Source organism: Neobacillus sp. KR4-4 (genome assembly GCF_042136325.1).
Lineage (GTDB): Bacteria > Bacillota > Bacilli > Bacillales > Cytobacillaceae > Neobacillus.
This window is the reverse complement of the sequence record NZ_JBHHJU010000028.1, coordinates 27,936-51,433: the sequence shown is the minus strand read 5'-3', so window position 1 is coordinate 51,433 and position 23,498 is coordinate 27,936. Positions and strand designations below refer to the sequence as shown.

Annotated in this window: 24 protein-coding genes and 3 pseudogenes; 20 read left to right on the top strand and 7 right to left on the bottom strand. The window is 34.6% G+C overall.

Features of this window, described 5'->3' with window-relative positions; all coding sequences use genetic code 11:
- The first annotated feature begins 14 nt into the window (after positions 1–14).
- From ACE198_RS22550 to ACE198_RS22510, 9 genes and pseudogenes are all read left to right on the top strand, one after another.
- Positions 15–623: a flavin reductase family protein gene (locus tag ACE198_RS22550; RefSeq protein ID WP_375377130.1), complete on the top strand. Its 609-nt coding sequence runs from the start codon at positions 15–17 to the stop codon at positions 621–623.
- A 467-nt stretch (positions 624–1,090) separates the two neighbouring features.
- The gene (gene rpiA, locus ACE198_RS22545; protein ID WP_375377129.1) at positions 1,091–1,759 is read left to right on the top strand and encodes a ribose-5-phosphate isomerase RpiA; all 669 of its coding nucleotides are present in this window, start codon (positions 1,091–1,093) and stop codon (positions 1,757–1,759) included.
- A 189-nt stretch (positions 1,760–1,948) separates the two neighbouring features.
- Positions 1,949–2,218: pseudogene (locus tag ACE198_RS22540) on the top strand (phosphogluconate dehydrogenase (NAD(+)-dependent, decarboxylating)); the annotation flags it as partial.
- Between the two features lie 34 nt (positions 2,219–2,252).
- On the top strand, positions 2,253–2,912 hold the full coding sequence (gene fsa / locus ACE198_RS22535; RefSeq protein ID WP_283873361.1) for a fructose-6-phosphate aldolase: 660 nt from the start codon (positions 2,253–2,255) through the stop codon (positions 2,910–2,912).
- A gap of 200 nt (positions 2,913–3,112) precedes the next feature.
- Positions 3,113–3,550: a MarR family winged helix-turn-helix transcriptional regulator gene (locus tag ACE198_RS22530; RefSeq protein ID WP_375377158.1), complete on the top strand. Its 438-nt coding sequence runs from the start codon at positions 3,113–3,115 to the stop codon at positions 3,548–3,550.
- 85 nt (positions 3,551–3,635) lie between these two features.
- Complete coding sequence (locus ACE198_RS22525) at positions 3,636–4,583, top strand: ring-cleaving dioxygenase (RefSeq protein ID WP_375377128.1); 948 nt, start codon at positions 3,636–3,638, stop codon at positions 4,581–4,583.
- A 52-nt stretch (positions 4,584–4,635) separates the two neighbouring features.
- Positions 4,636–5,613: a ring-cleaving dioxygenase gene (locus ACE198_RS22520; protein ID WP_375377127.1), complete on the top strand. Its 978-nt coding sequence runs from the start codon at positions 4,636–4,638 to the stop codon at positions 5,611–5,613.
- Positions 5,614–5,627: 14 nt separating this feature from the next.
- Positions 5,628–6,191, top strand: coding sequence for a pirin family protein (locus tag ACE198_RS22515; protein WP_375377126.1), 564 nt, complete (start codon positions 5,628–5,630; stop codon positions 6,189–6,191).
- Positions 6,192–6,254: 63 nt separating this feature from the next.
- Positions 6,255–6,641, top strand: coding sequence for a pirin-like C-terminal cupin domain-containing protein (locus ACE198_RS22510; RefSeq protein ID WP_375377125.1), 387 nt, complete (start codon positions 6,255–6,257; stop codon positions 6,639–6,641).
- Positions 6,642–6,840: 199 nt separating this feature from the next.
- Here the strand turns inward: ACE198_RS22510 and ACE198_RS22505 are convergent, their stop codons facing one another.
- The 3 genes from ACE198_RS22505 to ACE198_RS22495 form a co-directional block, all read right to left on the bottom strand.
- Positions 6,841–6,984, bottom strand: a complete 144-nt coding sequence (locus ACE198_RS22505) for a hypothetical protein (RefSeq protein WP_375377124.1) — start codon at positions 6,982–6,984, stop codon at positions 6,841–6,843.
- A gap of 31 nt (positions 6,985–7,015) precedes the next feature.
- Positions 7,016–7,339, bottom strand: coding sequence for a hypothetical protein (locus ACE198_RS22500; protein WP_375377123.1), 324 nt, complete (start codon positions 7,337–7,339; stop codon positions 7,016–7,018).
- 634 nt (positions 7,340–7,973) lie between these two features.
- Entirely contained in the window at positions 7,974–8,285 is a 312-nt protein-coding gene (locus ACE198_RS22495; RefSeq protein WP_375377122.1) for a winged helix-turn-helix transcriptional regulator, read from the bottom strand.
- Between the two features lie 174 nt (positions 8,286–8,459).
- Between ACE198_RS22495 and ACE198_RS22490 the strand changes: the two genes are divergently transcribed.
- From ACE198_RS22490 to ACE198_RS22455, 8 genes are all read left to right on the top strand, one after another.
- Positions 8,460–8,843, top strand: a complete 384-nt coding sequence (locus ACE198_RS22490; protein ID WP_375377121.1) for a DUF302 domain-containing protein — start codon at positions 8,460–8,462, stop codon at positions 8,841–8,843.
- Positions 8,844–9,085: 242 nt separating this feature from the next.
- A complete protein-coding gene (locus tag ACE198_RS22485) occupies positions 9,086–9,349 on the top strand; it encodes a metal-sensitive transcriptional regulator (RefSeq protein WP_098571243.1) in 264 nt (87 codons plus the stop codon).
- Between the two features lie 83 nt (positions 9,350–9,432).
- Positions 9,433–9,660, top strand: a complete 228-nt coding sequence (locus tag ACE198_RS22480; protein WP_375377120.1) for a sulfurtransferase TusA family protein — start codon at positions 9,433–9,435, stop codon at positions 9,658–9,660.
- A gap of 54 nt (positions 9,661–9,714) precedes the next feature.
- On the top strand, positions 9,715–10,194 hold the full coding sequence (locus tag ACE198_RS22475; protein ID WP_375377119.1) for a DsrE/DsrF/DrsH-like family protein: 480 nt from the start codon (positions 9,715–9,717) through the stop codon (positions 10,192–10,194).
- Positions 10,195–10,236: 42 nt separating this feature from the next.
- Positions 10,237–10,533, top strand: coding sequence for a rhodanese-like domain-containing protein (locus ACE198_RS22470; RefSeq protein WP_375377118.1), 297 nt, complete (start codon positions 10,237–10,239; stop codon positions 10,531–10,533).
- A 50-nt stretch (positions 10,534–10,583) separates the two neighbouring features.
- Complete coding sequence (locus tag ACE198_RS22465; protein ID WP_375377117.1) at positions 10,584–11,162, top strand: sulfurtransferase TusA family protein; 579 nt, start codon at positions 10,584–10,586, stop codon at positions 11,160–11,162.
- Between the two features lie 87 nt (positions 11,163–11,249).
- Positions 11,250–12,377 carry an MBL fold metallo-hydrolase gene (locus ACE198_RS22460; RefSeq protein ID WP_375377116.1) on the top strand — a complete coding sequence of 376 codons (1,128 nt, stop codon included), beginning with the start codon at positions 11,250–11,252 and terminating at the stop codon, positions 12,375–12,377.
- Positions 12,378–12,447: 70 nt separating this feature from the next.
- Positions 12,448–13,224, top strand: a complete 777-nt coding sequence (locus ACE198_RS22455) for a sulfite exporter TauE/SafE family protein (RefSeq protein WP_375377115.1) — start codon at positions 12,448–12,450, stop codon at positions 13,222–13,224.
- A 224-nt stretch (positions 13,225–13,448) separates the two neighbouring features.
- Here ACE198_RS22455 and ACE198_RS22450 read toward each other — a convergent pair whose 3' ends face one another.
- Positions 13,449–14,051, bottom strand: coding sequence for a DedA family protein (locus tag ACE198_RS22450; RefSeq protein WP_375377114.1), 603 nt, complete (start codon positions 14,049–14,051; stop codon positions 13,449–13,451).
- A gap of 165 nt (positions 14,052–14,216) precedes the next feature.
- Here ACE198_RS22450 and ACE198_RS22445 point away from each other — a divergent pair.
- The 3 genes and pseudogenes from ACE198_RS22445 to ACE198_RS22435 form a co-directional block, all read left to right on the top strand.
- Positions 14,217–14,339: pseudogene (locus tag ACE198_RS22445) on the top strand (radical SAM protein); the annotation flags it as partial.
- Between the two features lie 1,273 nt (positions 14,340–15,612).
- Positions 15,613–16,138, top strand: a pseudogene (locus tag ACE198_RS22440) (IS1595 family transposase); the annotation flags it as partial.
- A gap of 135 nt (positions 16,139–16,273) precedes the next feature.
- On the top strand, positions 16,274–16,684 hold the full coding sequence (locus tag ACE198_RS22435) for a hypothetical protein (RefSeq protein ID WP_375377157.1): 411 nt from the start codon (positions 16,274–16,276) through the stop codon (positions 16,682–16,684).
- Between the two features lie 245 nt (positions 16,685–16,929).
- Here the strand turns inward: ACE198_RS22435 and ACE198_RS22430 are convergent, their stop codons facing one another.
- The 3 genes from ACE198_RS22430 to ACE198_RS22420 are packed head-to-tail and all read right to left on the bottom strand — an operon-like array spanning position 16,930 to position 23,451.
- Complete coding sequence (locus ACE198_RS22430) at positions 16,930–17,757, bottom strand: hypothetical protein (RefSeq protein ID WP_375377113.1); 828 nt, start codon at positions 17,755–17,757, stop codon at positions 16,930–16,932.
- Positions 17,754–20,336 carry a hypothetical protein gene (locus tag ACE198_RS22425; protein ID WP_375377112.1) on the bottom strand — a complete coding sequence of 861 codons (2,583 nt, stop codon included), beginning with the start codon at positions 20,334–20,336 and terminating at the stop codon, positions 17,754–17,756. The genes ACE198_RS22430 and ACE198_RS22425 overlap by 4 nt, the downstream gene beginning before the upstream one ends.
- A gap of 34 nt (positions 20,337–20,370) precedes the next feature.
- Complete coding sequence (locus ACE198_RS22420; RefSeq protein ID WP_375377111.1) at positions 20,371–23,451, bottom strand: site-specific integrase; 3,081 nt, start codon at positions 23,449–23,451, stop codon at positions 20,371–20,373.
- Positions 23,452–23,498: the final 47 nt, after the last annotated feature.

Below are 23,498 nucleotides of genomic sequence, written 5' to 3'. Positions count from 1 at the left end.
AGGAAATGATATCCTTGCTTTCGATTGATCCAGTTTCCATGTCTGAAAGAGAAAATTATAAATTTTTAATAGGAAGTATTATTCCTAGGCCAATTGCTTTCGTTACAACGATTTCAAAAGAAGGCGTTCTGAATGGTGCGCCATTTAGTTATTTTAATATCGTCTCATCCAATCCCCCCATGATTTCATTATCTATTCAGCGCTCAGCGGGGAGACAGAAGGATACAGCTAGAAACATCATAGAATCTAAGGAATTTGTCATTCATATTGTTGACGAACTTAATGTTGATAACATTAATAAAACAGCTGCAAATCTTCCTCCTGATCAAAGTGAAATAGATTTAGCTAAATTAACCCCATTAGACAGTGTTAAGATTTCTGTTCCTGGTGTAAAAGAAGCGAAAATTCGAATGGAATGCACATTAGAGCATTCCTTAGAATTAGGAGGTTTGGATACACCTGGGTGTGATTTTATTATAGGAAAAGTTGTTCAATTTCATGTTGAAAATGATATTTATGAAAATGGAAGGATAGATCCAAGGGGCTTAGCAGCAGTAAGCAGGCTGGCTGGAAATAATTATGCGAAAATCGGTGAGATTTTTGAAATAAAAAGACCTAAATAACTCCTCTATAATATTTCACTATTAATGTTCGTAAAGAGTTTAAAATATCAGGACTAATAATTTAGCCAATAGCCAATCGACAATGATCGATTGGTTTTTTATATTTATTTTTTTGAGGTGAGCTTAGAAGATATAGGTTTGGCAGAGTGGTATTTAAATTTATCTTTAATTTGAGATACTTTACTTGACGAAATTCAAAATTAAGATATATTAAGGTTACATAAAGTTACCGAGATTAATAAAGATAACCTTAAAAAATCACAAATAATAAAATGATTAGGAAGTGAATACTATAATCGAAGTCCTGTGACACTAAATATTAAGGGACATAATTAATAAACGAATGTAATTGTAAGAAAGGACACTCCTGAAACTCAAATCTTTCAGAAGGCATGGGAACAAGTTGAAATACAATGGACAAATTATTAATGGAGAAATCCCAACTTTAGATGAAGGGAGATAAAGCCTTGAATGAAAAGAAAGAAGTTGGAGAAAAAGCTCTTGAATATGTGAAAGACGGCATGGTAGTTGGTCTCGGTACAGGTTCTACTGTATTTTATACCATCACTAAGCTTGGTCAGTTAGTAAAGCAGGGACTTTCAATTAAAGGAGTTCCTACTTCTGAACAAACGAAACAATTAGCGATAAAACTTGGCATACCACTTGTGTCGTTCAATGAAATTGAGCAAATTGATGTCACGATTGATGGAGCAGATGAGGTAGATCTTGAATTGAATCTCATTAAAGGCGGCGGAGGTGCTCTTTTAAGAGAGAAAATAATCGCGAATGCAGCTAAAAATTTCATTGTCGTTGCTGGCTCTGATAAAAATGTAGATACATTAGGTACTTTTCCACTGCCGATAGAAGTGGTTCCATTTGGTTACGAAATGACAGTAAAACATATCAGGGAACTTGGAGGCAGTCCGAAGCTGAGACAAATGGATGGGACCCCTTATCTAACAGATAACGGTAACTATATTATAGACAGCAGTTTTCAAGAAATTACACATCCAGGAGAGTTAGAGAAAAACCTTAACCATATACCAGGTGTAGTTGATAACGGATTATTTGTAGGAATGGCAGATATTGTTATTACTATTAAAGATAAAAAGCTTGCAACGAAAGTCAGAAGCTAGAATATGGGAGAAATCAGGTGATGGAGTTGCAGTTTTTAAGCAGTTTGGATTTACCGTTGATCATGTTGTCTGTATTTCGAAAAGTATCTTATAACATGTATTATATTATTTTACAACATTGGAGGAGAACATAATGAAGGGAGGACTTATTGGTTTAGGAAAAATGGGGTTAAACTTAGGACAAAATATAATGGATCCGTTATTCGTTCATGGCTGATGGAATTAACAAAAAATGCATTCTCAAAATATCCAAATTTGGAAGAAATTAAAGGGATTATGCACTCCTCAGGTGATGGAAAATGGACTGTAGAGGCAGCCTTAGACCTCAAAACAGCAACACCAGTCATTGCTATGTCATTACTAATGTGTTATCGCTCGCTTGAAGATGATACCCTTACCGGTAAAGTGGTAGCAGCACTTAGAAATGAATTTGGTGGACATACTGTCGAAGAGAACTAATAAATACTTTATAAAAAAATTGGAGGAAACGATTATGAAATTCTTTATAGATACTGCAAATCTAGAAGAAATCAAAAAGGCTTATAAAATTGGTGTGTTATCTGGTGTTACAACTAACCCTTCATTAGTTGCTAAAGAAGGCGTGAAATTCGAAGATCGTATTGCAGAAATCTTAAATGCCGTTCCAGAAGTAGAGTCAGTTTCAGCCGAGGTAACACCTAATGCGTTAACTGCTGACCAAATGATTGCAGAAGCAGATGAGCTTATTAAAATTAACGGCGGGGATAAGAATATTACCATCAAGCTTCCAATGACACTTGATGGTCTAGAGGCTTGCCGCTATTTAACTAAAAAAGGTGTAAAAACCAACGTTACCCTGATTTTTAGTGTGAACCAGGCATTGTTGGCAGCACGGGCCGGAGCAACTTATGTTTCACCATTCTTAGGACGTTTAGATGATATTAATGAAGATGGGGTAGAACTTGTTGCAAAAATTGCCGAGATGTTCCGAGTTCAAAATCTAGATTCACAAATTATTGCCGCATCTGTACGTCATCCTGATCATGTAACCCGTGTAGCGTTGGCTGGAGCTCATATTGCAACCATTCCTTTCAAGGTTATTGAGCAATTATCAAAACATCCATTAACAGACCAAGGACTTGAAAAATTTGCAGCTGACTGGAAAACTGTTTAAAAATTGCTGAATGGGCGTTATCTTACAACACGCCCTTACACATAACTTATATGAAGAGCTAGAGCTGTCATTGAAGTATTGTCAAAGTACCTGTAGATTTAAAAATAAGAGCAAGAAAAATATCTTGAATTCAAGATATTTTTCTTGCATTTTATTCACTTGAGGTGTAAAGTGATAGTAACGAGAGGAGATGAGTCATGTTGAGAAAAAATACACTTGGTTCATTAATTTGGTTGCGTATTGCTCGATTTACACATCAAAGTAATTTGTTATCAAATGATTTCTTAAAACAATACGGGATCACAGCTGCACAGTTTGATGTATTAAACCAGGTTTCGACTTATCAGCCGATCACACAAAGTCAACTTGCCACCAAAGTAACGGTGTCGGAGGGTGGAATTTCTCGTATGCTTACTCGACTTGAGCAAGAGGGATATATACAGCGTAAGCAAGACTGGAAAACCAAATGGATTACCTTAACGAATAGAGGGGAAGGTAAAATGAATGAAGTTTTTGAACACCAACTTACTTTCCAAACGTCCATTCTCAATGAGTGCTTAACAGAGGAAGAGCAAAAAACACTATATAATCTGATGAGTAAGCTACAAAAACATACTGAGAATAAATTAGAAAAATAAGGATTCTTTTACTTGTGGTAATTGGATGATGATTTATTTTTTAATTTTCACTTGACTAGTTAACTGAAAGAGGAGGAATAATTTTATGTATAAAATTGCAGGGCATCATCACATTTCAATGATTACAAAAAATGCAAGTAAAAATAATCACTTTTACCGTCATGTGCTTGGTTTACGTCGTGTGAAAGTAACGGTGAACCAAGATGATCCATCGATGTATCACTTATTTTTCGGGGATAAAACAGGTAGCCCTGGTACTGAACTATCATTCTTTGAAATTCCATTAGTTGGTCATACACATCGTGGGACAAATGCTATTACAAAAATTGGTTTACTTGTACCATCAGAAGCAAGTCTAGCCTATTGGAAAGCACGTTTTGAGGAACATGGTGTAACCAATAGTGGCATTACAACGTATGCCAATCATCCTGCTTTACACTTTGAAGACTCTGAAGGTTTACGGATGGTACTTCTAGTCTCTAACGGCGCAAAAGTACAACACTGGGAAACGTGGGAAAAATCTGATGTACCCAACGAGCACCAAATTCAAGGAATGGGCTCTGTGGAAATGACGGTACGAAGACTTGATAAACTAGGAAGCACTCTTACAGACATGTTTGGCTATACAGAGATAAGCCGAACAGATGAAGAAGCGATTTTTCAATCCATCAAAGGAGAGGTTTTTGGAGAAATCGTCGTGAAATATTTAGATGGTTCTTCTGAAAAACCAGGTCGTGGCAGTATTCATCATTTAGCAATTCGTGTAAAAAACGATGAGGAGCTCGAATTTTGGGACAAGCAAGTACGAGCACGTGGCTTCCATTCTTCTGGCATCGTAGATCGCTTCTACTTTAAGAGCCTGTATTTCCGTGAATCAAACGGAATTCTATTTGAAATTGCAACCGATGGGCCAGGTTTCACCGCCGATGGAGATAGTATCGAAACACTTGGTGAAAAATTAGTATTACCGCCATTTTTAGAAGATCGCAGAGATGAAATTGAAAAAAATCTAACACCCATTGAGGAGTATTGATAAACAAACCAAACTTATCATAAAAATTCTAAATTTCTAGGAGGAAAATAAAATGAACGAATTAAAAGGTATACATCACGTAACAGCTATAACAAGTAGTGCAGAAAAGAACTATGAATTTTTCACCTATGTTTTAGGTATGCGGTTAGTTAAAAAAACAGTTAATCAAGATGATATTCAAACTTATCATTTATTCTTTGCCGATGATAAGGGCAGCGCAGGCACTGACATGACGTTCTTTGACTTCCCAGGCATTCCTAAAGGTGTACATGGCACAAACGAGATTTCTAAAACCTCTTTCCGTGTACCAAGTGATGCAGCATTAGACTATTGGGTAAAACGTTTTGATCGTTTAGAAGTCAAACATACTGGAATCAATGAGCAATTTGGCAAGAAAACTCTCTCTTTCGTTGATTTTGATGATCAGCAGTACCAATTAATTTCAGATGAATTCAATAAAGGCGTGGAATCTGGTACACCTTGGCAAAAGGGACCGATACCACTGGAATATGCTATTACTGGTTTAGGTCCCGTTTTTGTGCGAATTTCGATGTTTGATTACTTTAAAGAAATGCTGGAAAAAGTCTTGTTATTTAAAGAGACTGCGGCCGATGGGGCATTCCATTTATTTGAAGTAGGGGAAGGCGGCAATGGTGCCTCTGTCATTGTAGAATACAATACCGTTCTTCCTCAATCCCGACAAGGTTATGGCACAGTACACCATGCTGCATTCCGAGTAGAGGATCGCACCGTATTAGAAGAATGGATTGAGAGAATGAGTAGTTTTGGATTACCTTCATCTGGTTATGTAAATCGTCACTTTTTTGAGTCTTTATATGCTAGAGTGACACCACATATTTTATTTGAGTTTGCGACAGATGGTCCTGGTTTTATGGGTGACGAACCTTATGAAACACTTGGCGAAAAATTATCGCTGCCTCCATTCTTAGAAATTAAACGTGAAGAAATAGAAAAATTAGTTCGTCCAATTGATACTGTGAGAAGTACAAAGGAACTCGTTAAAGAATAGGGGAGGAAATAGAAGTGAATAAAAAAATTATGAAAATACAAAAATTAGGATTTCCATGGGAGACAGAAGATCCGTTCCTTATGACAGTTCATCATAAGGATGCGTATCCCGCAGGAAATGAACAGCAGGGTCCTAACATTTCATTGGAAGGTAGAAATCTTGGCGAGGATTTTACGTTGCGTGATGGTTTTAGAATGTATCATGGCAAAACGGTTCCGGGATTTCCTGTCCATCCCCACAGAGGTTTTGAAACGGTAACAGTCGTTTTGGAAGGTTTGATTGATCATTTTGATTCATATGGGTCTGTAGGACGATTTGGGAATGGAGATGTTCAATGGATGACAGCAGGAAAGGGCGCCCAGCATACTGAAATGTTTCCTCTCGTCCATCAGGACAAAGGTAATCCACTTGAATTCTTTCAAATATGGCTGAATTTACCTGCAAAAGATAAATTCGCAGATCCTGAATATAAAATGTTATGGGCTGAGGATATACCGGAAGTACAATCAGCGGCTGCGAATGGACAGAAAACGACCGTAAGATTGATTGCCGGAAGTATGATGGGCAAGTCTAGTTAAGAAGCAAACACTGCTTCATGGGCAAACGATAAAAATCATCATGTGGGAATCTATGTTATTCAGATGGAGCCGGAAGCAGTCTTCACCCTGCCGTCAGTTTCAACGACAATGACGAGAAATCTATACTATTATCAGGGAGATAAACTAAACATAGACGAGACAGTGATTGGAACGGACCATCGTGTAAAGCTTGTTGGTGATCAGGAAATCACGATTACAAATGGAGCATCTGAGAGTTATATGCTGGTCTTAGAGGGTGAGCCAATTCAAGAAACTGTCGTATCCTATGGACCGTTTGTAATGAATACTGAGAAGGAAATTCGCGATGCGTTCAAGGATTATCAAACTACTCAATTTGGTGGCTGGCCATGGGACCGTCCAGATCCTGTTAATAAGCGTGAGTCAGGAAGATTCGCCCGCCATGCGGATGGAAGAGTTGAAAAAAGGTAACCACTATGTACTGCTTCTATTAAACCATACAGTTTCAACAATAGAATTTTCTTTGTACGTTGACCTATTCCATAATTTTAAATAGCGATAAAAAATGTATTATATTGAAAGCCTCTTTTCCGGAGGCTTTTTTTCATGTAATAAACCGTTTAAAAAAGGGCAAAAAGCCGTTTTGATAGGCTTCTCTCCCTTTTTATTTCTAAGCTATATTTTCCATTCTAATCATGAATTCTATATCTTCATTACGAATGTTTAACAATCTTTCTAGCACTGCCAGCTTGGTGGTTGCTTCCTTGACTTCATATACATTTACAACATTATCACTCTTTAGGTTACGTATCATATCTGAAACAGCATCTTTAAAAGTTTGTGAATCAATCAATCAATAAATAATGAATTAATTCTATTGCTGCTTCTTTTTCTTGTTTGTTTTTGATGGCAAAAATGCTTTGAACATCAGGCTCTATTACAAAAAATGATTGTAAATCATCTGAAATTCTAATAGTAACATAACTTGTTTTATTTCCATAATACTCATTATCCCTAATTCGAATAAGATCAAGTCCAAGCATAAATTCATAAAAAGGATGGTTCTTATCAAAGGTACGAAACATGTTAATTTCAATGTTTGATTTTTCTTCTATAAAGATTTCTTTTTCAAATCTAGTTTGAATTACTTTTGATTCTAACATAGTCATTTTCCTTACCTCGTTTCTAAAAAAATATATAAAAAGTAACGAGTATACTTTTAGTAACCTAACTTCATTATAGTAAACATGAGTTAATAAATCAACTTTACTTGCTTAAGATTATGACAGTATGCTCATAAATAATATTTAATCACCGAACTAATACTATTTTTAACAAGTATTGTAAACAAAAGAAAAGTGGAATTAAAGGCTTTTAGCTAATAGTTGGAGGAATACCTACATGGAGAATAATTGTGATTTTTCACCGTCGCGTTAGAAGGAAAGTTATAACCAATAAACACTAGAAACCCTATCTTGTTTAATGCATGAGAATAATTTAAGATTAAGGATATAATTTATGGTAAGGTAGCGGGCAGTGCCCAAGCACTTGAGTAACAAGTGCGAAAACCAATTGGGTTTTGGGGGAATTAAATAATTGACAATTCAAACCAGAATAATGGAAAAATGTCCATTATTCGGGTTTTTGTTTTTAAAGAATTGAAGTCGCATTTTCTATACATTGGGGGATTTTAATTAACACATTCATTTTTCATTTATAAGGTTTCATGGAATAAGGATTAAAAATTCTGGGTTTATTTAATAAGAGCAGTAACTAGCTTTTCCCCATTTCGGGTCTTTTAATTTACAACCATTTATCTGCCCATTTTTCCAAAGCTTTGAGTGATCCTCCAAGTTCTGTCCCTTTTTTGGTTAACGAATATTCGGTCCGTACCGGACGGTCTGCAATAACATTTCTTAACACAATTCCATTTTCCTCGAGCTCTTTCATCCGTTCATTTAAAACTCTTTTACTTAAATCGGGAATGAAGGCATGAATTTCACTGAATCTTTTTGGCTCTTCCATTAATGCATGAATAATTAGGCCAATCCATTTCTTCCCCATAATATGGTAGCACTCTTCAACTTTATTACATAATTTATTTTCTGTAACCATCTAGCAACACCTCAAATAGTATCTTGGTTATTTTTAATAACTATATGATAATAATAACAAAATCAGTTGTTAAAATAAAGTATTAACTGGAACAAAATTACCAATTGAATAGAATTCTTTTTCACCGTTATATTTGTTATTAATCAATATAAAATCAACGGAAGGAAGATAATCATGTTTGATTATACAGTTGTTACAGATAAGAATATGGAAGAAGCGATCCGAAGTATTGAGGAAAGTTTAAAGGAAGAGAAATTTGGAGTTTTGTGGAGTTTTGACATAAAGGAAAAGCTTCAGGAAAAAGGTCTTGACTACCAAAAAGAGTTTAGGGTATTGGAAGTATGTAATCCCCAAGAAGCGTATCGGATATTAAATGAAAATGAAATGGCTGGTTACTTCCTACCGTGTAAGATAGTCGTTTATGAAGATTCTGGGCAAACGAAAATTGGGATGCCCAAACCATCAGCTTTTATTAGTCTAATGAATGATGGTAAGATGAAGCAATTTGCAAAGGACATTGAAAACCGATTAATCAGTTGCATTAATAAAAGTATATGAGTTTTTTTTTATGTTTATATCCTTCTTTGACCGCTATATTAATTGCGGTCTTTTTCTCCTATAAGTATTTTTTAAATTAATCTATTGACACTATACCTATGGGGGTATATTATAGAGCTTGTCAATGTCATTGCTTCATTGAATAAATTTGTAGGACCTTGATTTGGATAAAATAATGGTAATTGATTTAAGAGATTACCATGAATCCTATAAGAAACAAATTGTTAAAGGAGGGAAAAACAATGGAATACAATGATCAAATGAAAAATAGAGTGAAACGTATCGAAGGACAGCTACGAGGAATTTTAAAAATGATGGAAGAAAACAAGGACTGTAAAGAGGTTATCACCCAGTTATCTGCAACTAGAAGTGCTATCGACCGTACTATTGGAGTTATAGTTAGTTCCAATTTAGTGGAGTGTGTTCAAAAAGCAAATGAACCAGGTGAAAAAAGCATGGAAGAATTGGTACAAGAAGCTGTTAATTTGCTAGTAAAAAGCCGATAAAAAAGGGTTGACACCCTCTTTTATTTTCAATAATATTATACCCATAGGGGTAAAGGTAATTTACAACAAGGAGGAATTCAACAATGAAAATTGTGAAAGTATTAGATGCAAAAGGTTTAGCATGTCCAATGCCAATTGTAAAAACAAGGAAAGCGTTGAACGAACTTGAATCAGGTCAAGTTTTAGAAATCCATACAACGGATAAAGGGGCCAAAAATGATCTAACTGCTTGGGCAAAATCAGGAGGACATGATTTATTAAAATTCGACGAAGAAAATGGAATATTAAGATTTTGGATTAAAAAAGGATAATTTTTTTGACAAATATAATACCCTATTAGGTATACAACATCAGGAGGTTATTACATGACAGAAAAGAAAAAAACAACAATTGTATTATTCAGTGGAGATTACGATAAAGCAATGGCAGCCTATATCATTGCGAATGGTGCAGCTGCTTATGACCATGAAGTAACCATTTTTCATACGTTTTGGGGGTTAAATGCCCTTCGTAAAAATGAACATGTTCCGGTGAAAAAAGGATTAATGGAGAAGATGTTTGGAAAAATGATGCCTAGAGGCGCAGATAAAATGGGTCTTTCCAAAATGAATTTTGCCGGTTTCGGTCCTAAAATGATTAAGGATATAATGAAAAAACATAACGCGTTGCCACTGCCACAATTAATCGGAATGGCTCAGGAACAAGATGTAAAACTAGTAGCATGTACCATGACAATGGATTTGTTAGGTCTTAAACAGGAAGAGTTATTAGAATCAATTGAATATGCAGGAGTTGCTGCGTATTTAGGAGATGCGGAGGAAGGTAATGTCAATCTGTTTATTTAAAACGAAGGAAAGTCTTAAACAAAACAGAAGGAGGACTATAAAATGAAACAAATGACGGCAAAAGAGGTTGAAACATTATTAAACAAAGGAAAGAAATTAAATATCATAGATGTACGTGAAGTGGATGAGGTTGTTGCTGGAAAAATTCCTGGTGCTGTAAACATTCCCTTAGGATTAGTTGAGTTTCGCATGCATGAATTAGATAAATCCAAAGAGTATATCATGGTATGCCGTTCAGGAGGCAGAAGTGGTCGTGCTGCGCAATTTCTTGAAAGTTACGGATTTAAAGTAATCAACATGGATGGTGGAATGCTTACTTGGGAAGGGAAAGTTGAATAAATTTTTTTAAGAAAAATAATACCCTTATAGGTATATAGGAGGAAATAAAATTGGAAAACTTGAAATCAAACGAAATTTTAGATGCTAAAGGATTAGCATGTCCGATGCCGATTGTTAAAACAAAAAAGGCAATGAATACCCTTGAGGCAGGACGAGTGTTAGAAGTCCAAGCGACAGACAAAGGATCCAAAGCAGACATGAAAGCATGGGCTGAAAGTTCAGGTCATCAATATTTGGGAACGATCGAAGAAGGCGAAGTATTGAAACATTATCTTCGCAAATCTTCTAATGATGATGCCGCTGAAAAGAAACATCCAAATGTTATCAATAATGAAGATCTTGAGAAAAAACTTGAAGCAAATGAAAAAATCGTCATTATCGATGTTAGAGAAGCTGCAGAATATGCTTTTAATCATATTCCAAGGGCGACCTCAATTCCTTTAGGTGAACTGGAAGAAAGAATAAATGAACTAAATAAACAGGATGAAATTTTTGTAGTTTGCCGCACAGGAAATCGAAGTGATCTTGCTGCACAAAAATTATCACAAAATGGATTTACAAAAGTAAATAATGTGGTACCAGGTATGAGCGGGTGGAAAGGTAAAACAATTGGTATTGACCTTAAATAAATCATTTTGCAGATGGTTTTACAAAAGCAAATGTTTTAATTAGCCTATTTTTTTAACTATAAAAATACCATAGGGGGTAAATGGAGAATGGCGGTTAACGTAATGACTTCAAAAGAAGTAACGAAAAAAGTATTTAATAAAGAAGAGTTATTTATACTTGATGTTCGGAATGAAAGTGATTTTAACGATTGGAAAATCGAAGGCGAAAACTTTGATTATTTCAATATTCCCTATTTTGAATTGCTTGATGGTGTAGAAGAAATTTTAGATAAAGTTCCTACTGATAAAAAAGTAGTGGTTGTTTGTGCGAAGGAAGGCTCATCGGTAATGGTGGCAGAAATGTTATCGGATGCTGGGTTAAACGTGTCATACCTTCAGGGGGGAATGAAAGCATGGAGTGAATATTTAGAACCGGTTAAAGTGGGAGACCTAAATAATGAAGGCGAATTATATCAGTTTGTTCGGATCGGTAAAGGCTGTTTATCCTACATGGTGGTTTCAAACGGTACAGCAGCACTGATTGATGCAACACGAATGACTGATAGCTATCTTAATTTTGCGGAAAATATCGGTGCAAAAATTACACATGTATTTGATACACACCTTCATGCTGACCATATTTCTGGTGGACGTACCATTGCTGAAAGAACAGGGGCAACCTACTGGCTTCCACCAAAGGATGCAACAGAAGTAACCTTTAATTATCAACCATTAGAAGACGGTAATGATGTAACTATCGGAAATTCTATTATTAATATTCATGCATTGTATTCTCCAGGTCACACGATTGGTTCCACTTCCTTTGTAATTGATGAAAAGTTCCTGCTTTCTGGTGATATTTTGTTTATTGATTCCATCGGAAGACCGGACCTAGCGGGTATGGCAGAAGACTGGGTTGGTGATTTAAGGGAAACTCTTTATAACCGTTACAGAGAATTATCAGAAGAACTTATCGTTCTACCAGCCCATTTTATGATAATTGATGAGTTAAATGAAAATGGCAGTGTGGCAGAAAAATTAGGAACACTATTTGCGAAAAATCATGGTTTAAATATCGACGACGAATATGAATTCAGAAGAATAGTAACGGAAAACCTGCCCCCGCAGCCAAACGCGTATCAAGAAATTCGTCAAACTAATATGGGGAAAATCAATCCAGACCTCGATCAACAACGAGAAATGGAAATTGGTCCAAACCGCTGTGCAGTTCGATAACTTTTAGATTGAAAAAGTTAAAAATATGGGGAACCAGTGTGGGTTCCCTTTTTTACAAAAGGAGGACATCATGGATATTAGTTTTATCATTTCGATCTTCCTAATTGGATTTGTTGGATCATTTATATCAGGGATGTTAGGTATTGGCGGTGCAATTATTAATTTCCCAATGTTATTGTACATTCCAGTTTTACTGGGGGTAGGTCATTTTACAGCACATGAAGTCTCAGGGATTACGGCTATCCAAGTTTTCTTTGCGACAATTGGCGGTGTTATGGCTTACCGTAAAGGTGGATTCTTAAATAAAAATCTGATTGCCTATATGGGAATAAGTATTTTGATCGGAAGTTTTATTGGGGGATTCGGTTCTACGCACATACCGGAAAGCGGAATTAATATCGTGTATGGCATTTTAGCGTTGATTGCCGTTATCATGATGTTTGTACCGAAAAAAGGAATCGATAATACTCCTTTGGAACAAGTGAAATTTAATAAGTGGTATGCTGCATTATTCGCCTTTATCGTTGGGATTGGAGCTGGTATTGTTGGGGCAGGGGGGGCTTTTCTGTTAGTGCCTATCATGCTTGTTGTGTTAAAGATTCCAACAAGGATGACCATTGCCACTTCCTTAGCCATTACACTTATTTCGTCGCTTGGGGCTGTTTCGGGTAAAATCGCAACAGGACAAGTGCCAATTTTACCTTCACTTATCATGGTCGCTGCTAGTTTAATAGCTTCACCAATTGGAGCAAACACTGGGAAAAGAGTGAATACCAAAGTGTTGCAAGTCATTTTGGGAAGTTTAATTTTGGTTACTGCCGTGAAGACTTGGATTGGAATTTTATAGTTTTTGGTATTATTTCAGAAAATTTATAATTTCCATTTAGAAATATAGGATCATTTTTCATTTGTAATTTTTAAAGCACTTTCTAAGAAGGCATCTTGTTACTAAGAAAGTGCTTATTTTATATTTATTTATAATTCAATCTATAGCTGTAAACATAAAAGACCCTCTCCAACAAATCCCCTACTTGTTCGGCCATATCTCGAGGTGGTTCAGGCATTCCAGATTCACACTCTTCCAAGTTTCTGTTTTCGTCTCCATAAAAAATAGACACTAACTGAGAGTAGGAGAAAGAACAAGATGAGATAAATACTGTATTTTGACATATATAGTTCAACTTGTCCCCATTTTTCTCCTAGTTTTATTCCTAATGTGATAAAAGTAAAACTCCAAAGGATTGCTCCAGAAAAAGCATACAAAGAAAATTTTCTAAAAGGGAAGTTGTTAAGTGCTGCTACATATGCAGTAAGATGTCGAACACCAGGAATAAAATAGCCTATTATTATGAGGGCAGGTCCCACTCTTTTAAATAAATTTTTCGTTCTATCGATTTTTTCTTCTGTAATGTGAACCTTAGGGCCAATCTTTTTTATTAGCGGCAAACCGAACTTATAACCAATAAAGTAGCTAAGCGAAATGCCACCGGCTGCTCCAACAAAAGCACTCAATAATGAGAGTATGTAAGATAATTCTCCTTGAAACACATTATAGCCGACATATGTTAAAAGAATTTCATCAGGAATGGGGAGACCTACAATTCCTCCAATTAATGCTATTATAATTCCAAAATATCCAAAATGTTCGATAAGGTAATTCATATGTTGCTCCACAAACATCCCACCTACAATTAATTTTAAAATTAGCTGCAGAATAGTCAGCAGCTATCTTATCCATTGAGAACTAAAAATATATCCTTTAAATATAACCTTTTAAAATAAGTTCTATTCTCATGGCTTTTATTATACGGTAGACTTAAAAAAAAGAGGTGTGCTCTTATGGGAATTGAAATAAAAGAAATACTTGCAAAGAACATCCTGACTGAAGCAAAAGGTTATTTGGATGTTGGCTATACACATTCATTGAATCCGTATAGTGGTTGTGCGTTTGCTTGCAGATATAAATAAAGATTCATTAGTTGTTTTTATTAAAGATTGAATTCGCCACCCTTTGCTTTGATATTTCTTGTGAATAAAGGAGTCTAACAAGCCGTCAGGCTTGTTTTTTAGATAAAACAGAACGGAATATTCATAAAATATAACAAATATTAATTTGTTTTGTCTCCAATTTTACGCCACTTAAAAAATCTAGAATTATTACGCTACTAAGATGCTAGATAAATTTTTTAAAATTGATAATTAATTAAAAAAATGGAGTTTTCCCATCTTTTGTACGTCCAAAAAATACGCTACCTTATTTTGTGGTTAAAATGAATGAAAAGGGAAGGTTAGTCTATAAAGAATATGTTCTAATTCTGAAGCAATAGATTTTTCAATAACCTTCTTTTTTACCAGGATGAACTTGTTGAATAATGACATAAATTATAAGTTATGAAAAAGGTAAAATAGTCTTTGAAATATAACATAGCGTTGAAGCTTTTGCTAGCTTAAAACAAACATTAAGAGCTTAAAATTGGGGGATTTAGTTCAGAATTCGATTACTTAGTGCTTTTCAATCCTCTCTCGATACCTTCAAGCTTTTTTACTTATTATGACCATTCGCATGAAAAAAGCAATGGAATCTTTCTAACGGATTAGGTTGAGAGGTGCAAAAAGGTAAATAACATTAAATTGGGAGAATAATTCAAGCATAGAAAAAGCAGTTGATGTGAAATTAAAGGGTTCCGTTTTGAGGTGCAAGGACCTTATTTGGCAAGGTAAATGACAATCAAAATGACAGTAATTAATTGCAAAGAGAAGAGTGCCTATTAATATGGAATTGGCACTCTTTTTTAGTGTCCTATTCTCCATTGCGGGCTTGCAATAGAGAGCATCTTAATAAGTTTGAACCAAACAAAACCCTAAACTTACATAAAATCTTCTAATATTGGTACGTATATTGACAACTAAAATGGCACTCTAATTAGCACTATCATTTTCAATGACAACAAGTATTGTCATTAAAATAATACATTAAAAATCCGTGGTCAATTTTGCATTATAATGTGTGAAAACACTGATATGGCAACAAAAATGGCATACGTCAAATCGTATGCCATTTCGTATGTCAATTTACTGTTATGCACCCGAAAACGGAACCCTTTAATGTGAAATCAACTGCTTTTTCTATTTCTAAATTTAAGTTTATGAATTCCTTGTTTCTATTAAAGTAGAAATAAATAGCAATATATAGAAATGAGGGAGATAAGGTATGTATTATTCTAGGCCTTCCCATGGCTGCAGCTCCAAACACAGAGGAATCAGCCACGAACAGGTTTGTGTTCTTGTTGCCAGAGATTGGACAAAAGCGACTGTCTCTAAGGTAGCTTTTATTTGGCGTATTGTTAAACCAAAGTTGAAGAGATGAATGGTTCAAAGTTAACACCTGAAAATGTGCTTGTAACCGATGCTTGTAGAGCAAAGAAAACATACGTCAAAGAAAAAGGCATCGAGCATTACAGGATTAATTCAAATGATGGAAAGTACGTTATTAAAAGCATGTATCATATTAAGAATGTCAATGTACTCCATGCCCATTTAAAAAAATGGATATAACGGTTTAAAGGTGTCAAAACGAAGTACGTGGATAACTACCTAGCCTAGTTTTTGTTCATCGATAGCCGCAGTAATGAGAAAAGCACAATATTAAAGATGATCTATTATCATCATATGCCTTTGAAATGATCATTACGATAGTTTACGCATATCAAAATTGGCTGTTTAGTGCTTATTTAACTATCGGGAGGTTAGTTGAACGTTAAATTGGTTTATTTTTTTCTTATTTGAACAAGCAAACAGCTTGGTTTGGAGATGCAGATTGGTTGTTGTGGATAATATTTATTAATGATGCGAAATCAAACTGTAAACAATATACAGGAGCGATCATTGTGAAAAAAATGACTGTTCTCTTTACAATTTTATTAATGTTTTCCACGGATAACTTGGTTAAAGCTAAACCTCCAGAGCCAAAGGAAATTAAACCCTATGCAGAAAACTGGTACGTCACACCAGAGGATATTATTATGGATATTATTTTTCCATCTATTGATAAGAGGGTAATAAATGAATATGGAAGAGATGGTCTTTTTGGCTGGCAGTCACAAAGGATTGTTGGTATTGTTTATAACAACAATCATTCCTACGATGTTTCCGTGAGGCTCAAAGTTCCTGACGAAAGAAATATCCCTGGCAATTATGCACAAGACCTAGTTAAAGTGAGAGTATCTCCATCCTGCGATAGCCCAAAAATTGGATGTAGTCATGGTTTCAAAGTAGAAGTGCTAGAGTACAAACATGAATCAAAATAAGAATGGGATAAGGTGTTACCTTTAATTGGTAGGACCTTATTTATATCGTACTTGTTCAACGTACCTGCGTCTGTTGAGCAAGAATAGGGGAGCTCGGCAAACGAAGAACCTTTTAATTCATAAAAATCAACATTTAATTTTAATAGAGCCAAATGAAAAGAAATCCAATTCAAGTGTAATTGGATTCCTGTTTTAGTTTTTTTCTGTTATCCACACCACAAAAACTACAGCTAAGAAACTGATGGTTAAAACAATTCCTGCCTTTTCGATTTTTGGCACGTTTCAATAATTTTCATCACCACATTATAGGCATTTACTTCTTTTTGTCCGTTAATTAGTTCTAGCAGATGGGGGAAGTAGCTTTCCAAAAGCTTTGGGTCTAAGCGGGTTGACATTAATTTGGAATACAAGATGTCATTTTCTGAAAGTAACTCTTCGTCACCATCGGTAACTACAAACATTCTTTTAACTAAGGCTTTGTTTTTCAATTTCAATTGTTTCAATTCATTTTTAAGTTTACTATGTTCTAGTGCTGTTACAATCTTTTGGGAATCTGCATCGTTCACTGTTGAAACTTTTCCAATCAACCTGGCATGAGCATCGTGGTAAATTCGCTCATATTTTTCGTCTGAAAAAATGGTAGGACCATATTTTATATGCGATAGCTTATTAACTTCATCTACCAAAAACTTTCTTGTAAATTTATCTACCTTTATTTTGCCTTTTAGAATCATATCAACAACTTTAAAGGATTCTCTTTCAAGTTCCTTGTGCTTTTTCTTTACATTCTCCTTTATTGCTTTGATAGCTTTCTTGTGAGCTGTTACTAAATTGGGATTGTTTCTTCCAATTTCTTCTTTAATCCATTTCTCCAGATTATTTTTATAAAATGGTTTTGAAAGTAACCTATAATCAACAATATAGTCTGGATCATCTTGGACCTTAAAAAGAGTTTCTGTTTTTCTTGCAATTTCTTGTTTTGGAAATGATTGAGCACCAGCCGCTGCCATTTCCTTAATAGCGGCTTTAATTGCGTGAATCTTTTTACTCTTTAATAATTCATTTTTGTTCATAGAGCTTTAAACACCTCTCTATTTGCTGCAGTACGGTATAAAGTGAAATCAATTTCACTAAACATACCAGCTTTTCTTGATTGTTTAATGTATTTAACAATGTCATCATCTAAATTTAATTTTCTTGCCCTTTTGCCAATCTTACTAATTATTTCATCAGCTTCTTTTTCGGCTAACCCAAATCCAGTGTCTTTTGATAATAAGGTTATTTGTCTTGATTCAATAAAACCTCTAAACTTATCAATTAGTGATGTAAAATCCCTTTCGAATGCTTCATAAAGCTTATGTTCTTTACTCTTCACCTTTAAAATTTCTTTTTTACGTTTGTTAATCTGGTCAATTGCCCCATTAATATTTCTAAACTCTTTATCAAAAATAGTGCTAACACTCAATAAAGCCATGAAGGTCATTTTACCAGCTCTAAAATCATTGCATCGAAGGCAACCCATTCCAGTATCACCACATGAAATGGTAGTCACACAATCGCTATCTTTTTCCGTAAATTGGTTAGGATCAGGGTTAATTTCTTTTAAAGGTGTATCCTTTTTTTCTTCGTGTAGATATTCAAGAAAGTTTATTAATACAACGTAAGCATTGTCGACTTCTATTCCCTTGGTTTCATTGTAAAAGGTACTTACAAGCTCTTTTGCAGCACCTACATGACCTTGTTCCTCTAAAGTATTAAATACTTGAAATACAGATGCCAAAATTTGTGTATACGCACCTATAGATTTATTATTTCGGTGTCCGATATTCATTACTACCTGTACTAATGGTAAGTGTGCATTAGCGTGAATAGTATGAATATACGCATGTCGCAAATCGTGGATGGTGAACAATGGTTTTCCTAATAACTTTTGCCAGTCGGGTGAACTCTGGTACATTAATTTGTTTTTAAAATCGACAGGAGAACCATGCAAAATATCGAATTCTGTTTGTAATTCCATAAAATTATTACGAATAGAAGCAGGATGAATTACTTCATAATTTCTAGCTGTGCTCGGAAAAAGGTATTGATCCCTTTTAGGGATTCCAGTACCTTTATATATAAAACCTGCTACTTTAATTAATTCATTAAAAACATCCAAGTGTATGTAGTCAAATTCATAAGTGCCATTTTCGTATTTTTGACCTCTCTCGAATTCTTCCATTTTGTCATCGTTTCCCTTTGCCGTTCGTATATAAACGTATTTATCATCTGCTGAAAGGGAATTCTTCACCCTTGCCAATTTTAATTGACGGATCTCTATCAGTCGTCTACCAGTTAATAGAATAATCCAAATTAATCTGTAAATGAAAAATTTATATAATAGGACTTGAGTTTCCCATTTATGAAGATTTTTGCCGAATTTTTCTTGATTTAATTCCCCTTCAACTAAACACTCTTTTCTTGTTTCTAAAATCTTTTGAGCTAGTGCAGAAATAATCTGCCCGAAGGCGGCACCTTGAAGAGGGGTATGATTCACGTCTTTCCCAATATTGGGACTCCATTTAGTACTGAAAATTGAAACATCGTAATAATCAGGACTGTTTTTGCCAAGTATAATCTCGTTATAGAACTTAAGAACAGGAAGGATATAAATTAATAACCTCTTGCCATCTATCTTATTATTTTCATAAAGCCACTGATCTCGATGCTGAGCAGAAATATCTGCAATCTTATCTACTCCATCATCCATTGCAACAATTGAGAGATTGCACCAATTATGTATGATACTCTGTAGGTGTCCGTATTCCTTTTGAATTTCTTCATTACCATTAATTTTTATTATGTTACTTTCTACGAATTTTTGAATTACAGTTTTCATCTCAGTACCTTTTAGGTTTTCGATTCTTTTGTTTAAATAATTTCGTAATTTATTTACATCATCCTTCGGTGGATAAATAAGAGAGCGGAGAAATTCATATATATTGTCTTTGTGTTCCATTGCTCCGATTTTTACCAATTCAGGGTATATTTTCTCTATAAATTCTAAAAAACTTTTTTTTGCATATCTGCTTTTATTTTTAAACACACCTGTTTTTCTGTAAGTATCCATAGATACGGCATTTAAAAATTCCTTAACAATTGCTTCTTCCGTTAATTCATTGATTTTATAAAAAGTATTCAATGAAAGAATAAATCTACGGTTTTCTATATTTTTTAGTTTATCAAGTTTAGGGAAACTGTTGGGTTTTGTTTGGTGATAAAAATCATCCATTAAAAACCTTGTGATACCAACTCTTGGGCCTGGATTAAAAATATAGAATTCACTAATAATATCTCTATCTATTGGAATACTAGAAAATGCCATTAGCATGATTAAATACGTCTCAAAGAAATTTTGATAATGCCTATGAAAAGCATAAACGTCTTTATCTACTTGTTTTACCTCACTTTGATACAACATCCAAGCTTGTGTTGGCGTTTCTACACCATATTTTTTAAAATAATTAAACATGGTTTTAAAAGCATAAATTGGTGCGGATTGGAAAAAACCGTACTTTTCTCTAATCTGAATCACCTCGTCATAAGTAAGCAATTTATCCTTCCATAAAAGGAAGGGGGGTAAAGACGTAACCGATGTATTTATTGCCAACGTAACCCCACCCTTTTCATAATTTTTATAATTACTAAGCTGGAAATGCAAGTTTCATCTTCTCTAAGTCTTTTATAAAAGCTTTAAAACTATATTCAGCCTCTGTTACTGTTTCATGAAGTCGCTTTTGTACTTTTTGCACAATTTCTGTTTCACTAATACCAAGCCATGTATTCATTTTTTCAATACAAATTGAAATTCGGCTTTGAAGACTACGAAGTTGTTCTTTGTGCATATTATCATCATAGTTTTGGTATATCTCTTGTGTTCTAATATGACAGTTGACAATTTCCTGAAGCAATCGTGGTTCGTCTCTTTCTTCAATTAAATGATCAAAACAACTAATACATGTGATTTTTTCTTTGTGTCTCCAGCAGGTAGGATTAACACACCTGCCAAAAAATGCTCCACTAACAGCAAATGTGCCTTCACTTTTCTCGCCATCAACTTCTCTAAAGAAATTTATAATTTTACTCACATCTTGCGTTGAGTTCATTGCTTCAAATGCTTCTTCTGGCAAGCTTGAAAGGGGAGAGGAAAGGAATAATTGAACTCTGTGAATTCCTGGCGTAGAAAGCTTGGTTTCTAAGTCCTTTTGAATTCTTTTTTCCAATGATTCAATAAGAGTTCTTTTTTCTAACTCTTCGACTTTCTTATTGGGATGATAATCTTTTAGGCTCTTCATATCTCTTAGGAATACTAGGTTTTTTTCGGCAAGTAAGTCTAAAAGTCTACTCCAAGTATAATCTTTTGTCATTTCCTCATCATGATGGCGGAGTAATCGTTTAATCACTTCCAGTTTGTATTCTGGATCATCACTATGTTCAAATTCATATTCGCTCATTCCAAAAAAGAAATACTCTGCAGCTCTGTGACGCATAAAGTGAAATCTTGTTTTTGGAGGTCTAGTAATGCCCGCTTCTTCGCAAATCTTATCAAGATGGTTTTCTAAAACATCTTTACTTACTCCATGAATTGCTCCATTTCGTTTATCAACTCTTATAAACTGTCTAACATATTTTTCTTCGAGGTAACCTTTATCACCCGTCATCTTCATCATGATTTTTGAGTCAGGAAAAAGAGCCATTCTCATTTTTGTACATTCATCAATCATTTTAGCTGTCTCTTTCCCAATGGGAACCACGCCAAACCTATCACCCAATTTGCTTAATCCTAAAATTACAATGTTTACATCATGTTCAGCATGATATGTTAGGGTGTTGTTAGGCATATTTATCACTTCTTCGCTTCTAGTTCCAGCATCTGCCATGACCCGTAACATAGTAGTGTATTGGTATTCATGGTAATATTCAGGAGTATCTTTTGGTGCTTTGGGCTCGTATTGGTAAATAGCTCGAACAATTTTATCAGCTAACACTATATCTGTTTTAAATGTACCAGACGTTTCAGAAAGGCCCTCAGATAACTCATCACTCTCATTATTTACATCATTATCATCTGAAGAGATAGCAGCAGCAACTTCAGAAGCAGTAGTGGAGGTAGTACCTTCAGAACTATCTATACCTGTAAATTCTCCTTTAATACGTCCGTATACGGTTTGGTGTTCTGGAACCCCTGTTTTATTATCTATTAAATACCTTTCATCATAAGGGAGGTCATAAGTAACACCAATTAAGCTTTTTTTCTGTCCAAAGACCTGTTTTATTTCGGCTAAAACAGATAGAAATGAGTTTATAGCAGATCGGCAAGATTCTTTTTCGAACCTATTTTCCTTGCAGTAATTAACATATTCTAGACAGCATCTTTCTATATTTTCGGTAGTTAAGTGTTTAATATCTGAGATTGATTCATGCTTTTTATTTAAAACCGAAAGGAATCTTGTAAATGAGTTAGTTGAAAGATTCCTTACTCTTAAATAAATTCGATAGTTCTCAGCCATCAACCTAATTTCATCAATTTTTTGGGGAGAATAAAGAAAGGAATTATCATCCTTTTCGTTTTGCCCCTCCTTGAGGTTAACACGCTTAAAAATAGAAGCTAAATTTGTTTTATTACGGTAGAGGTAATCCATTTGTGCCTTTTCCCGTTTGTCTACAATCGGAGTTCTTAGATAATATTCTCTTAATTGATCTGCTGTAATGATTGATATTTCTTTCCAAGTATTTTTCTTGTTATCTAACAAAATAGCAATTAAATATAAAAAAACGTTTGAACCTTCAGAGGCAGCCCAACTTTTTCTCTCGACAAATACCTTCCTATCAAGTTCTTTTAAAAAGTCATTACCATCTGTTATAAAATGGTACAGGACCTTTGTTACCCAGTACATAATTTCAAAACATGAATTGATTTCTTCTGAATTTAACTTAGAAAGGGATCTTCTATTATGAAAGGTATCTTTTAAAATTTCTATGGCAACCGAGTAATCTATTTTTATTTGAAATTTTAAAGCTAGACATAAGCCGACTATCCGAACAATTTGCCCATTATGACTTCTAGTTTTCTTACTACATAAAAAATCAAGGCGTTTATCCATTTTATCTGTTACAAATAAAGCATCTAATGGTGAAGTTAAATCTTCATTTATATAATTGGAGAGTCTATTAAGCCCATCAGAGCTGATTTTTTCATAACCATCCTTCTCTCTAATATGGTTTATAAGAAGTAGAATTTTATCTACTTCATAACTGGTAATCTCTATTTCTAATGTGATAACGGCATTTCGGGGTTCGTCTCCTTCGTAAATATAATCGTACACCTTGGTATCTTGGTTGCAGATATAGCCTAACTTTTTTAACTTCGCCTCCAGTGTTTCCTTGCTGGTACCTAATGAGCCAGCTATGTTTTCTATAGACTCATTTTTCAATCGCTCGAAAATATTGGCAATACTCACTTCAATAGACCATTCATGAGCAGATGGTATCAACAGTTTCTTCCTAGGCTTGTTTGCATATATTTTTTTATATTTAATATAATCTTCTAAGGAATCCTTATAGACCTTCCAAATATCATTTTTTTTAGTGGGTGGAATGCCTTCAATCATTCCTTTTTGCAACATTAATCTTATTGATCTTTCAGGTCTTAAAAGAGATTTGCCACTCGTTTCCGTTTCCAAAAGTCTTGCAACAGCTTCCTTTACACTAATTGTTTCACGCATTAATAATGCCTCCACATTTAATTAAAACCAAAAATATTTCCCGTATT